Raw genomic sequence first — 13478 nt, forward strand, 5'->3', positions numbered from 1 at the left:
CGCCAGATAAGCGCTCACCACATACCTTTTCGGCAAGATCGCACTAGCTGGAAAGCGTCACGGACCGGGCGCTTTCGCATGGTTGCCCGATTGCGAAGCAGCCTACATTGGACCATTGATAATGGCGTGAGCGTTCATCGTGTGGCTTCAACTTCGATCATTTGCGGCGCTTCTTCTGGGTACTTTCCTGATGATGGTCGGCGCTGGCCTCGGCAATGTGCTGATACCCTTGCGGGCATCAGCCGAAGGCTGGTCGTCAACGACAATAGCCTGGATCGGAACAGCCTACGCGGTCGCCTTTACGGCCGGCTGCCTGCTGACGCCACTTTTCGTTAGACGCGTCGGCCACATCCGGGTCTTCGCCATCTTGCAGACCATGCTTGCGGCCTCGATGCTGCTGCTTGCGCTCGTGCCACACCCACTTGCCTGGGCTGCCTTCCGGGCTGTCGGAGGATTGACCCTCGTTGGCGGCTATATGGTCGTCGAAAGCTGGTTGAATGAGCGGGTCGACAATGCCAATCGCGGCACTGTCTTCGCAGCCTACATGATCGTTTCCATGTCAGGTGTTGCGGCCGGGCAATTCATCCTGCCGCTTGGAGACATCATGAACCAGACCCTGTTCATGGTGGCAGCCCTTGCTTTTGGAGCAGCCCTCATCCCCGTGGCTCTTTCGATTGCGCCAGCTCCCCAACCACTCACACAGGTGTCGATCGACGCGCCCGCACTATTCAGGAGATCCCCCGTGGCTGTTGTCGGCTCATTTCTCTCCGGCGTCATCTTCGGTAACTGGATCTATTTTGGCCCTCTCTATGGTCAGGCTCTCGGACTGTCCTCGACGGGCATCGCGGCGATGCTGACGGCGGCAATGATCGGGGGGATGGTTTTTCAGGTGCCGTTCGGCAAACTGTCCGACCGCTTCGACCGCCGCTACGTGATGGCTCTGGCCGGCGCGATAGGGGTGGCGATCTCCGTCGCAATGGTCATCGTGGCGCCAACTGAACCGGTTGGAATCATCACAGGCATGTTTGCGCTCGGTTCCGTCCTGTTCACGATCTACGCGCTCAATGTTGCGCATGCCAACGACCAGGCCAATGCGGACGAGTTCATCCAGGTTTCAGGCGGCCTGTTGATCGTCTACGGTGTCGGCAACATGGTGGGCCCCCAGCTTGGTGGGCGTCTCATGGACCAGATGGGACCGAACGGCTTTTTCGTTGCCATGGGCGGGGTATACGCGCTCTACGGGCTTTATGCGCTCTGGCGCTCGGTACGAACCACGGCGATGCACCCGTCGCTGCGACCCGACTTCCGTGTCATCCCGGTCGTGCCCACCACGACACCGGAAACTTTGAGCATGGATGTGCGAACAACCGAGGAAGACGCCGCACGATAGGCATTCGATTCGCAGGCGATCGGCCGGACATTCGGAAATAATGGCCAACATCTGGACATGAAACACCGTTGCGCCAATAAGTGCCCAGCGTGGAGGGATGGGTTCCGACGTCGATTTCAGTCTGGCCACCCTTGGCAATGGGCAAGGCCCACGAGAACGAGGCCCACCCATGACCCAGCCAGAGACCCGGTTCGTCCGCGGCACCCGCACCCTTTCAAAAATCAACGCCGAAGCCTCTGCGCAGATTACAGAGGCGTTGGCAGACATAGCGCCAGACTTTGCCACAATGCTGGTGGAGTTCCCCTTTGGTGATCTCTATTCTCGGCCAGAACTCGATTTGAAAGCGCGGGAAATCGCCACCATCGCCGCGCTGACTGTCATGGGCAATGCAGAACCGCAGCTGAAAATGCATATCAAGGCCGGACTGAATGTCGGCCTCAAACGGCAGCAAATTGTCGAGATCATGATGCAGATGGCGGTCTATGGCGGCTTTCCATCAGCCCTCAACGCTTTGCTCGCCGCGCGTGCCGTATTTGCCGAGGAAACCGCTAACGCTACGTGAAAATTAGCCCTTGCCAAAATCGCATATCGGTCCCACCTTACTCTTGTCTTCAACAATCGAAAGGAGGTGATCCGATGTCGAGTGATTTCGTTTTCCAGAACGCAGGCTCAGCGGATTGCACTTTCGGGAAGCAGTCTTCCCGCTAGGCGCGACAAGCGCGGCGGACGACCTTCGGGTCGACGCTATGAGCCGCGCCATGGACGGAAACACGGAAGGCCGTTCCTGCAAAGGGACGGCCTTTTCTTTTCACGCATTCCTAACACCAGCCGGCTCGTCGCCCTCCGGCATAGGGTCGTGCCAGCGCGATGGTCGTCAGGATCTCGTCGACCCTGTCTCCCTCGCGCGTCGTCACGTCAGCGAGAATGCGGCCGTAGAACTTCCCGCCGCCAATGTTGGAGATGAAAACGGACGGCCCCAGCAGGTCGGCCAATGCATCACGCGCGTCCAATGCCGCCGCGTGTTCGGAGGCGCATCGGCTTTTCATTTCGGGCGCGTCGATACCGCGAACGCGCACGTGCACCTCGATGGATTGGTCGGGCCATATATGCGCAACCGCTACAAACGTATCGCCATCCAGCACCTTCAGCACTGTCGCGCGCACCGGCCCTTCAAAGTTTTCAGAATGCGCAAGGGCTCCCCAGAAGGTCAGCGCGCCTGCGAGCCAGATCGCGCCGAACACGCGACAAATGTGTCTTGCATGAGGAAATACCATGCAAGGTATTTATTCCTATAAGCGAATTTTGACAAGCGGTTTTATTCCCGCTGCCGGAAGGTCACATGCGCGGACTTCCCGTCACGGGATCAAGCTTGATCTCAACTTTCGCCCCGTCAACGGTGTAGTAAGAAACCTCGTAATAGCCATCCCGGTCCCACTCCACCTCATCCACAAAGCGAAAGCCATCGCGCTGCTCGACCCGCGTGATGATCTCGGACAGTCTGAGCGAGTTCTCCGGTGGCAACGCATGGTTGCGCATCTGCGCGCCTGAGGGTGATGGCGCAGCCAGCGTGCTGGCAGCAACCAGGATAAATGCAGCGCTTCTCATAAAATAATCCTCGATCTTTGCCCGCACACATGGTTCCGGCAGGCACTGGCGCACCCTGCAACAGTGTCTGCATAGAGAACGAAAGGGGGGTTGCTCGTTACGTCCATACCTCGAACCGACGACGGTATACACGCAAAAGATGCAAATCAAGATGAGCAGTTGCTGGAGGGTTAACGCGACCGATGCGTCTGGAACTGCGTCCAATGCTTTGACAAACAGATGCCAGCTAGAGGCGCGCCTCGCCGGTGACAGGATCGATCTTGATCTCCACCTTGGCTTTGTCGGTCGTATAATAGGTAATTTCGTAGAAGCCGCCCCGGTCCCAGTCGATAGCCTCAATATAGTGGAATTGCGCCCGCATCTCTATGCGGGTGATGATCTCAGACAGCTTGATAGCGTTCTGCGCTGGCACCACGGGTGGCTTGGTCTGCGCTGCAGCAGGGCCCGACATCAGAATTACGGCCATCAGAGCGGGAACAAAGCGGGTCATTGCTGGTCTCCTTGTGGGTCAGGCGATCAACGGCGTCGATAGCGTCCGGTCGGTGCCATGGATTGGCGGGGTCGCCGGATGGTTTTCCTGCTCATAGGTCCACACCTTGAAAGTGGTCAACTTGTGGGCACCAAAGGAATGCAGCAGCGGCACATCGGTGGCATCGCGCCCACGCGCGACGACAACGCGGCCAATACGCGGCTGGTTGTGTCGGGCATCGAATGTGTACCATTTGCCGTCGAGAAAGGCTTCGAACCAGGCATTGAAATCCATCGGCGATGGGTTGGGCTCCACGCCAATATCGCCCATATAGCCGTTCACATAGCGCGCCGGAATATTCATGCATCGGCACAGCGTAATCGCCAGATGGGCAAAGTCGCGGCATACGCCGACGCGTTCCTCATGCGCCTGCGCGGCTGTGCGAGTAGACCGGGCGTAGCCGTAGCCGAAAGACAGGCGCTCATGCACGTAGTCGACAATCGCCTGGACCCGCGCCCAGCCAGCCGGCACATGGCCAAACAGCCGCCATGCGAGATCGGACATGTGATCGGTCTCGCAATAGCGACTGCCAAGCAGGAATGTGATCACTTCGGGCGGAAGATTTTCGACAGCTGTTTCGCCAGCGAGCGTATTGACGGGCTCGGGCAAACCGCTGTCCTGCACCAGCCCGTCGTAGAGAATGCGCAATCCGCCCGCGGGCGCCATAAAGCGGCGACCCTGGTTGCCGAAACTGTCGCGATAGACGCTGCTCGGCGCGTAAGGAGAGGTCAAAACCTTGGTTTGCCGCGTGATATCGCGCTGGCGGTCCGGATGGACGTCGAGCAATGAAATGACCGGCATGGACTGCTGGCATTCAATAGCGATCTCGTAGCCGAGCCTGATCAGCATCGCGGCACCTTCGATGTTGGAGAAAACTGTTGTTTCCCATCAACGTCGAATGACCGCTCTGGTTCCTAATTCAGCGACTAAAAATCGCTTGCCAGACCCTTCACCTCCCAGTCGCCATAACGACCGGGCTCCAATCCGTGGCGTCCGCCGAGTTCCTTTGGCCGCGAGGCTTCCCGCGCACGATACTGCGCGCGCCGCGCATCTGCCTCCTCCAGCGCGCGCACCGCGGCGGGCGAAAGGGGACGCTCCCCAGCGTTCGAGGATGAATTCATCTTAGAGTTGTGATCATTGTGTTCATAGTGCATTTTGCATGCCTGGCGCGAATTGTTGAAAGGCGACTTCACCCCCCATATAAGCGGGAATCACCGCCGGATCGACCCCTCACGCGCACCGGCGCAAATGGAGCTGACGATGAACCTTATGCGCACTGCAATGCTTCTGGCCTTCATGACGGCGTTGTTCATGGCTGTAGGCTACCTGCTTGGCGGCCCGGGCGGCATGATGATCGCGTTCTTCATTGCAGCTGCGATGAACCTCTTCAGCTACTGGAATTCCGACAAGATGGTGCTGCGCATGCACCACGCCACCGAGGTGGATGAGCGCACGGCACCGGAGTATTTCAAGATCGTCCAGGCGCTGGCCGCCAATGCCGGGCTGCCGATGCCAAAGGTCTACCTGATCGACAATGCCCAGCCCAACGCATTTGCCACCGGCCGCAACCCGCAGAACGCTGCGGTTGCCGCCACCACGGGTCTGTTGAAGCGCCTCTCATCCGAGGAAGTCGCAGCCGTCATGGCCCATGAACTGGCTCATGTGCAAAACCGTGACACACTGACCATGACCATCACCGCCACGCTGGCCGGCGCAATCTCGATGCTCGGCAACTTTGCCCTTTTCAGTGGCGGCAGCCGCAACAACCCGCTCGGCTTCATCGGCATCATCGTTGCCATGGTGGTGGCGCCCTTCGCCGCCATGATGGTGCAGATGGCCATCAGCCGCACCCGCGAATATTCCGCCGACCGGCGCGGCGCCGAAATCTGCGGCAATCCGTTATGGCTCGCCTCGGCACTGGAAAAGATTGCCACCACGGCCGCGCAGACGCGCAATGACGATGCCGAGCGTAACCCGGCCACCGCCCACATGTTCATCATCAATCCGCTGAACGGGGAGAACATGGACAGCCTGTTTTCCACCCATCCAGCCACCGGCAACCGCATTGCCGCGCTGCAGGATATGGCTCGCACCACGGGTCAGGCCGGCCAATCCGCGCCTCGCGCGCAGGCACCCGCACAAACCGGGCCTTGGGGGGAGACCGGAAAAACCCCTGAGACCAAAGCCGATGCAGGCCCCTGGGGCCCCGCACCTGAAACCCCGGCAGCGCCTGATCCGGGCCCATGGGGCCGCAACCCGACCGCGCCCAAAGGCCGGAAATCGTGAGCGGCGACAAGGTTTCGCGCAAAAAACCGCCACACCACGACCGCACCCGCACCGATGCACACAATGACGCCGCAACGCCCGGTCTTCAGGCGCGCAAGGCAGCCGCAAAGCTGCTCGCGGCCGTCATCGACGCCAGAACCCCGCTCGACGGGCTGACTGATCACGAAAACGGCCATCCCCAGTTCCGCCAGCTGGAGATGCGCGACCGCGCGCTGGTGCGCGCCATCCTCGTCACCGCGCTGCGCTTCCGCGTCACCATCGGCAAGCTGATTGCCAGGCGGCTGGAGCGTCCGCTGCCGGCCAATGCGACGGCCTTGTCGCATCTCCTTCATGTCGGCGCCGCGCAGATCCTGTTCCTGGATGTGCCAGACAGTGCCGCTGTCGACCTCGCGGTCACCCACGCCAAGACCGATACGCGCACTGCGCGCTTTTCCGGCTTGGTCAATGGCCTGCTGCGTGGCCTGTCCCGCGCCAAGGATCATCAGCTGCCAAAAATGCTGGCGGCAACTCTGGATGCGCCTGAATGGTTTATTGAACGCCTGACTGCCTCCTATGGCGAGGAGCGCGCCCACGCGATCCTCGCCGCCCACCGGGTCGAGGCGGCGATGGACTTCACCGTCCGGTCAGACCCCGAGGAGTGGGCCGGAAAACTCAATGGCATCGTCTTGCCGACAGGCTCGGTGCGCGTCCAGAACCTTGCATCAAATGTTTCTGATCTGCCCGGCTACGCCGATGGCCAGTGGTGGGTCCAGGATGCTGCTGCGGCGCTGCCGGCAAGACTGATGGGTGACATTACCGGCAAGCGCGTGGCTGACCTCTGCGCTGCTCCGGGCGGCAAGACCGCGCAGCTTGCCGCGGCAGGCGCTCATGTGACCGCTGTCGAAACCTCCAAAAACCGGCTGGCGAGACTTGTCGTCAATCTGGAGCGGCTCGGCCTCAACGCCGAAATCGTCCAATCGGATCTCACCGAATATCGCCCCCAGGAACTCTTTGACGCGGTGCTTCTGGATGCGCCTTGCTCGTCCACCGGCACAGTACGCCGACACCCCGACGTACTCTGGACCAAGACACCGGAAGACATCTTCAAGCTCGCCGCGGTTCAGCGTCGCTTGCTTGACCATGCCATCACGCTGGTGAAGCCCGGCGGCATTCTGGTCTTTTCGAACTGCTCGCTTGATCCCGAGGAAGGCGAGCAGCTTGTCGCGAGCTTCCTTGCCGAAACAGATGGCGTCGTGGCCGATCCCATCGCGCCTGTCGCCGGGTTTACACCCGGCACGGAAGGCTTTTTGCGCACCACCCCGGCTGATTTAGATCTCGGTCGACCCGAGATTTCGGGCCTCGACGGCTTCTTTGCCGCCCGCTTCCGCCGCGTCTCCTGATCTGCCTTCGTAAATCTAAACTATTCGCTAACCATACTGTATAGATATGGTCAGGGTGGAGACCTGAGGATTCGAATTTTGGCTATTGCAGCAGGCGACGCACAGCACCTTTGGGCGCTGATGGCGAGGGAGGTCTGGCGTCGGACCCGCCGCCGGCTGCGTGCTGGGCCAATCTACCGCTGGCGCTATACCGGCCGCACGCCCGAGCGCATCCTGATCGCCCCGCCTGACCTGCGCCTTCCCGATCCTCAGATCGCGCTCGAGATCTACTATGGACGCTTCTCGCTTTCGGGCCACATGGTGGAAACCGGCGGTCAATCCCCGTTCCAGATGCAGGTGGCCAATACCGGCTGGATGAGGAGCTTGCACGGGTTTCGCTGGCTGCGCCATCTGCGCGCTGCAAACACCGACCTCGCCTCAGCCAATGCGCGCGCGCTTGTTTCCGACTGGATCTCCACGCAAGGGGCACGCATCGGTGGTGTCGCGTGGGAACCCTCGGTCACCGCACGGCGCATTATTGCCTGGCTCCAGCATTCCTCGGTGGTGCTGCAAGGCTCCGAACTGCCCTTCTACCGCTCCTTCCTGCGCTCGCTGGCGGTGCAGATCCGCTACCTGCGTTCCATGGCACCGGATATGCCAGATGGCATCGAGCGCTTGCGCGGCCGCATCGCACTGGCCTTTGCCGCTTTGTCATTGCCCGCACCGGCTACGGCAATCCGCACTGCCACGCGCAGTCTGGCCGAGGAACTGGACCGTCAGGTGCTCGCCGATGGTGGCCACTTTTCGCGCAATCCACGAGTGGTGCTGGAACTGTTGGCCGACCTTTTGCCGCTGCGCCACACCTATGCAAACCAGGCCGAAACCCCGCCGGAGGCTCTCATCAATGCCATAGACCGCCTGCTGCCGGCGCTGCGCTTTTTTCGCCATCAGGATGGCAGCCTCGCTCGCTTCAATGGCATGGGCGCCACCATGCAGGATCGTATCGCCGCCGTCCTGCGCCATGACGATACCGCCGGCGCGCCACTGCTTCATGCGCCGCATTCAGGCTATGAACGGCTATCCATCGGAACCACCACGGTGATTGCCGACACCGGAACGCCTCCGCCCCCGGATGTTTCGGGCAATGCCCATGCCGGCTGCCTGGCGTTTGAACTGTCTTCCGGTCGCCACCATTTCATCGTCAATGCGGGGGTCGACGATTTCGGCGCCGATGATTTTCGCCTGCTGGCCCGCGCCACCGCATGCCACTCAACCGCCACGCTGAATGATACGTCCTCGGCGCGCTTCACCCATTCGGCCCGCTTCAACGGCCTGCTGCGTACGCCTCTGGTAGGGGGCCCTCGCGCTGTTCCAAGCGTACGCACCGACCGCAACGGCACTCAGGGCTTCGTCGCCAGTCATGATGGCTACGTGCCCCGCTTCGGCCTGTTCCACGAGCGCGAGCTGAGCCTGTCTGAAGGTGGAGATCTGCTGGAAGGGACCGACCGATTTTTCCGCACCGGCGGCCAACAGGCGCTGAACGACGGACGCGATCATGTTGATCTGCGCTTCCATATCCATCCCGACACCCGCGTCTACCGCAACCGGGACGGTTTTCTGGTTCTGGCTGCCACCGAAGGCGACAATTGGGTGTTTTCCTGCGATGGCGTCGAGCCTGCGGTAGAAGAATCCATCTTCTTTGCAGGCATCGTCGGACCCCGGCGATCGAGCCAGGTTGTGCTGTCGTTCAGGGCCTCTGCAATCCCGGAATTAACCTGGCAACTGACGCGCATCCATCAATCGGCAGCGAACGGGCGCAGCTGATTCCGACGCGGTATCGCCGCATGGCGGTTTGCATCCTCGGGCACCTGTGGTACGGCGCGCGCATTCAAGACACTGCGTTTCCGGAGCCCCATCATGGCCGTCGCCTCCAAGAAAATCCCGATGCCCGATCTCGTGCCGGTGCGCCGCGCGCTCCTGTCCGTGTCCGACAAGACCGGTCTGGTTGATTTTGCACGCGCCCTGCAGAAGATGGGTGTTGTGCTTATTTCCACCGGCGGCTCCTCCAAAGCGCTGTCGGATGCTGGCATCGCGGTCACCGATGTGTCGGAAGTGACGGGCTTTCCTGAAATCATGGATGGCCGCGTCAAGACGCTTCACCCCGCAATCCATGGTGGCCTTCTGGCCATCCGCGATGACGCTGAACACACCGCCGCCATGCATGAACACGGCATTGAAGGCATTGATCTCGTCGTCTCCAATCTCTACCCGTTCGAAGATGTTCGCAATTCTGGCGCGGACTACGCATCCATTGTCGAAAACATTGATATCGGTGGCCCCGCAATGGTGCGCGCTGCTGCCAAGAACCATGGCTATGTCGCCATCGTGACCGACCCGGAAGACTACGCTTCTGTCCTCAACGCTCTCGAATTGAACATCGGCTCCCTGTCGCTTGATTTCCGCCAGAAACTCGCAGCCAAGGCCTTTGCCCGCACCGCCGCCTATGATGCCGGTATTTCCGGCTGGTTCGCCCAGGCGCTCGAAATCGAACAGCCGGCCTGGCGTTCCTTTGGCGGCAAGCTCGAAAATGTCATGCGATATGGCGAAAACCCCCATCAGCATGCCGGTTTCTACGTCAATGGCGACAAGCGCCCCGGCGTGGCAAGCGCCCGCCAGCTTCAGGGCAAGCAGCTTTCCTACAACAACATCAATGATACCGACGCAGCCTTCGAGCTGGCTGGCGAGTTCGACCCCGCACGCACCGCCGCCGTCGCCATCATCAAGCACGCAAACCCATGTGGCGTGGCCGAAGGTGCCAGTTTGAAAGACGCCTACCTCAAGGCACTGGCCTGCGATCCGGTCTCTGCCTTTGGCGGCATTGTGGCGCTCAACCGCCCACTGGAAGAAGACGCCGCGATCGAAATCGTCAAAACCTTCACCGAAGTCATCATCGCGCCCAATGCCAGCGCGCAAGCACAGGCCATTGTCGCCGCCAAAAAGAATTTGCGCCTGCTCGTCACGGGCGGTCTGCCAGACCCGCGCACGGCCAGCATGGCCGTTAAATCCGTTGCCGGCGGCCTTCTGGTCCAGTCGCGCGACAATGCCGTGGTCGATGATCTCGATCTGAAAGTCGTCACCAAACGCGCCCCCACCGAGCAGGAGCTGACAGACCTGAAATTCGCCTTCCGCGTCGCCAAGCACGTCAAGTCCAACGCTATTGTCTACGTCCGCGATGGCGCCACAGTCGGCATTGGTGCTGGCCAGATGAGCCGGGTAGACTCATCCCGAATTGCCGCCCGTAAAGCCGTGGATGCAGCAGAGGCCGCAGGAACCAGCGAGCCGGCAACCAAGGGTTCAGTTGTCGCGTCCGATGCGTTCTTCCCCTTCGCCGATGGTTTGATTTCCGCCATCGAAGCGGGCGCCACCGCCGTCATCCAACCCGGCGGCTCCATGCGTGATGATGAAGTCATCAAAGCCGCCGACGCACACGGCATCGCGATGGTGTTCACCGGCACCCGCCATTTCAGGCATTAACAAGACGGCTCCCATAGCCTCACGGAAAAAACCGCCGCACTAGGCTATGGGATGCGACCATCGACAGGCAGCTAGGAGCGACATTCCGCACTGGTCGGCTTTAGCGTGCCAAGAAACGCGGCAAGCGTCGGCTCACCGGCAACTTCACACGCCTGCGCTATCTTCATCCAGCGCCTCTTGCGCTGGCTTTTTTCCGGCCAGCTGTGCAGGGTGCCCTGAACATGCAGCCCGAAAATGGTAACGAAGCAGGGATCGAAGGTGCCATCGTCGCGTCGCTTGGAATATCGGAAGCTTCCGATCGGCTTGTCGTCGATCCGTCCGACAACGCCGGCTTCTTCAAACGCTTCCGTTTCCGCCGATTGAGAGCCCGAGCGTTGCTTCATCTGCCATCCCTTGGGCACCGTCCAGCGTCCACGACGGCGCGAGGTGACCAACAGCACCTCAAGAAATCCATCGCGGTCTATGCGCCAGGGCAATGCGGCGTATTGCTGAAGATCGGACGCGGGTTCGGCGCTGGACATGCCGGCCTTCTGCGTCAGCAGCGCACTCATGACGCAACCCTCCCCGGAAGGGTTCTGGAAGCCATATGGAGCGGCGGGTGCATGGGCGGCACAGCGTTTGCCGGCACGATGGTCGACTGACCACACCACAGGCAGTTTCTTGCCGCTTTGGGAGAGATACGGTTGCAGGAAAGGCATATGCGCTTGGCTTGAAGATACATCATGACACGCTCCATCAATGCGGGGCCCAATAAGTGCACCGCTGGAATGAACCGCTGGTCTTGAATCTCCCGGAAGCAGAGGGGTCGCGGAGTTAAGGGTGTGAGTTTCTGCCCCGGGAAAGGAAACGTCCTTGTCCAGAAAGCCTCGACACCTTGATAAAAGTCGCCATACACATGACGTCTAAGTAATCATGCCGACAGGACGCTTCAAGGCGGCGCTATGTCGCTGATGCTGATTTATCTTTTTCTTTCAGGCATTTGACAATCCCGACAAACTGTCCATGATGGCGTCGTGAGCAAAAAATACTTCCACGGACTGTCTTTCCGGAAGCGGCCCCAAACACGCCGCTAGCCCTGGTTTGCGTTGCATGACGCTGAACCAGGGAGAAGCCTCTCATACCCTCAATGATTGAAGCTTTTGAACGGCTGCGCATCCGCTGCGGCAGCCGGGCGCTGTACTTTGGAAGGAACTGCAATGGCCCAGAAACGGGGTAACCGCGAAATCCGCAAGCCCAAACAGGTTAAGGAAAAATCTGCCCAGGCTGCACCCATCTCCGAACTTGCCGTAAGGGCGGCTCTCCCTGGCAAACGCCGGGCGTAACAGCAAGGCGGGCGACCACCCTCAACGGCGGTCGCCCGCACTGCTACACCTTAGGCCGATCTGCCGGATAAGGCGTACCAGCCAAAACCACCATTCCGGCCAGCAAAAACACCGCGATGACCGCCATCCCAAGACGCGCGGAATCGGTTGCCACCGTCACCGTCGCGACAAGGAACGGCACCATGAAACTCGTGGCCCGGCCCACCAGCGCGTAAATACCGAAATAGCGGCCGGATTCATCGGGCGTGACGCTGCGCGCCATATAGGAGCGTGACGACGCCTGCACCGGCCCGAAGGCCACGCCGATCAGAAGCCCGAACACGATATAGGCCTTCTCCGCCGGCGTTCCGAACAAGCCGCCGCTATCCTCGCCCGGTAGCGGCAGCGCGCCGAACAAGGTGAAACCAGGGCCGGTCGACACGATGCCGAAGGTGGCGATGGTCAACAGCACAAGCGAGATCATCACCAACACCTTTGAGCCCAGTGCCATGTCGAGCCGGCTAGCCACAAGGCAGCCGAACACTGCGACTACATTCAGGATGATGCCGAAAATGCCAATCTCTGTAATCGACCAGCCGAACATCGCCGCCGCAAACGTGCCTCCCAGCGCCAGAAGCGCGTTGACGCCATCCTGATAGAGCATCCGCGCAACCAGGAACCGAAAGATTCCGGCGCGCTTGCGCACCTCAGACAGCGTCGACTTGAGCTCCGAAAGACCCGCCTTGATGGCCGGACCAAGCTTGCTGGCGCGGCCAGCATCCGGTGTAAACAGAAACATCGGCAGCACGAACACGAGATACCACAGCGCTGAAAGCGGCCCCGTGGCGCGCGCATCCTCGCCGGCCAGCGGATCAAGCCCGAACAGCGGCGTCACGCCGATAATCGTCTTGCCGGTCTCGGGCGAGCCGGCCATGAACAGCACCACGAAGATCAGCGCGATCATGCCACCGAGATAGCCGAGCCCCCAGGCGACATTGGAAACCTTTCCTATCTCGGCGTTGGGCACCAGCCGCGGCATCATGGAATCGTTGAACACCGCCGAAAATTCCGCCGCAATCGAAGCCAGCGAAAATAGCGCCACGAACAAGAAGAGGTTCGAGCCGGGAGCCGCATACCACAGCAGCGCCATCGCGATGATCTGGATCACGGAGAACAATCCGATCCACGGCTTCCTTGGCCCGGTCTGGTCAGCGATTGAGCCCAGCACCGGCGAAAGGATCGCGATCACCAGCCCGGCGGCGGCAATGCCATAACCCCACGCAGCCTGCCCGGTGGCCGGATCGCTGGCCATCCGCGAGACGAAATAGGGACCGAAAATGAAGGTGGTGATGACGGTGAAGAAGGGCTGTGAGGCCCAGTCAAACAACATCCACCCCCAGATGCCGGAACGCGGCACACGTTCCGCCATGGCACCCTCTACCGCAATACCGCCCTCAGACATGCACCCTCCGACC

At 60.7% G+C, this 13478-nt stretch carries 13 protein-coding genes; 6 read left to right on the plus strand and 7 right to left on the minus strand.

The window, feature by feature from the left end; genetic code table 11:
• The first annotated feature begins 139 nt into the window (after nt 1–139).
• Together GA830_RS03240 and GA830_RS03245 are read left to right on the plus strand one after the other, a co-directional pair.
• Nucleotides 140–1390 (plus strand): MFS transporter, encoded by a 1251-nt coding sequence (locus tag GA830_RS03240; protein WP_195163681.1) that lies wholly within the window; start codon nt 140–142, stop codon nt 1388–1390.
• Between the two features lie 169 nt (nt 1391–1559).
• Complete coding sequence (locus GA830_RS03245) at nt 1560–1952, plus strand: carboxymuconolactone decarboxylase family protein (protein ID WP_195163682.1); 393 nt, start codon at nt 1560–1562, stop codon at nt 1950–1952.
• A 256-nt stretch (nt 1953–2208) separates the two neighbouring features.
• Here the strand turns inward: GA830_RS03245 and GA830_RS03250 are convergent, their stop codons facing one another.
• The 5 genes from GA830_RS03250 to GA830_RS03270 all read right to left on the minus strand — a co-directional run bounded on the left by GA830_RS03250 (nt 2209) and on the right by GA830_RS03270 (nt 4645).
• Nucleotides 2209–2631, minus strand: a complete 423-nt coding sequence (locus GA830_RS03250) for a thermonuclease family protein (protein WP_195163683.1) — start codon at nt 2629–2631, stop codon at nt 2209–2211.
• A gap of 94 nt (nt 2632–2725) precedes the next feature.
• The gene (locus tag GA830_RS03255; protein WP_195163684.1) at nt 2726–2995 is read right to left on the minus strand and encodes a PepSY domain-containing protein; all 270 of its coding nucleotides are present in this window, start codon (nt 2993–2995) and stop codon (nt 2726–2728) included.
• A gap of 226 nt (nt 2996–3221) precedes the next feature.
• Nucleotides 3222–3485 carry a PepSY domain-containing protein gene (locus GA830_RS03260; protein ID WP_195163685.1) on the minus strand — a complete coding sequence of 88 codons (264 nt, stop codon included), beginning with the start codon at nt 3483–3485 and terminating at the stop codon, nt 3222–3224.
• An 18-nt stretch (nt 3486–3503) separates the two neighbouring features.
• Nucleotides 3504–4373, minus strand: a complete 870-nt coding sequence (locus GA830_RS03265; protein ID WP_195163686.1) for a transglutaminase-like domain-containing protein — start codon at nt 4371–4373, stop codon at nt 3504–3506.
• 77 nt (nt 4374–4450) lie between these two features.
• Complete coding sequence (locus tag GA830_RS03270) at nt 4451–4645, minus strand: DUF1674 domain-containing protein (protein ID WP_374939306.1); 195 nt, start codon at nt 4643–4645, stop codon at nt 4451–4453.
• A 139-nt stretch (nt 4646–4784) separates the two neighbouring features.
• Between GA830_RS03270 and htpX the strand changes: the two genes are divergently transcribed.
• The 4 genes from htpX (at nt 4785) to purH (ending at nt 10702) form a co-directional block, all read left to right on the plus strand.
• The gene (htpX, locus tag GA830_RS03275) at nt 4785–5810 is read left to right on the plus strand and encodes a zinc metalloprotease HtpX (protein WP_195163688.1); all 1026 of its coding nucleotides are present in this window, start codon (nt 4785–4787) and stop codon (nt 5808–5810) included.
• The gene (locus tag GA830_RS03280) at nt 5768–7189 is read left to right on the plus strand and encodes an RsmB/NOP family class I SAM-dependent RNA methyltransferase (RefSeq protein WP_195163689.1); all 1422 of its coding nucleotides are present in this window, start codon (nt 5768–5770) and stop codon (nt 7187–7189) included. The genes htpX and GA830_RS03280 overlap by 43 nt, the downstream gene beginning before the upstream one ends.
• A 120-nt stretch (nt 7190–7309) precedes the next feature.
• On the plus strand, nt 7310–8992 hold the full coding sequence (locus GA830_RS03285; RefSeq protein ID WP_195164743.1) for a heparinase II/III family protein: 1683 nt from the start codon (nt 7310–7312) through the stop codon (nt 8990–8992).
• Between the two features lie 93 nt (nt 8993–9085).
• Nucleotides 9086–10702: a bifunctional phosphoribosylaminoimidazolecarboxamide formyltransferase/IMP cyclohydrolase gene (purH, locus tag GA830_RS03290; protein ID WP_195163690.1), complete on the plus strand. Its 1617-nt coding sequence runs from the start codon at nt 9086–9088 to the stop codon at nt 10700–10702.
• A gap of 71 nt (nt 10703–10773) precedes the next feature.
• Here purH and GA830_RS03295 read toward each other — a convergent pair whose 3' ends face one another.
• Both GA830_RS03295 and GA830_RS03300 read right to left on the minus strand, forming a co-directional pair.
• The gene (locus tag GA830_RS03295; RefSeq protein ID WP_195163691.1) at nt 10774–11253 is read right to left on the minus strand and encodes an NUDIX hydrolase; all 480 of its coding nucleotides are present in this window, start codon (nt 11251–11253) and stop codon (nt 10774–10776) included.
• 814 nt (nt 11254–12067) lie between these two features.
• Nucleotides 12068–13465, minus strand: coding sequence for an MFS transporter (locus GA830_RS03300; RefSeq protein WP_195163692.1), 1398 nt, complete (start codon nt 13463–13465; stop codon nt 12068–12070).
• Between the last annotated feature and the right edge of the window lie 13 nt (nt 13466–13478).

Origin of the sequence: Mesorhizobium sp. NBSH29, from assembly GCF_015500055.1 — a bacterium.
Taxonomy (GTDB): domain Bacteria; phylum Pseudomonadota; class Alphaproteobacteria; order Rhizobiales; family Rhizobiaceae; genus Neomesorhizobium.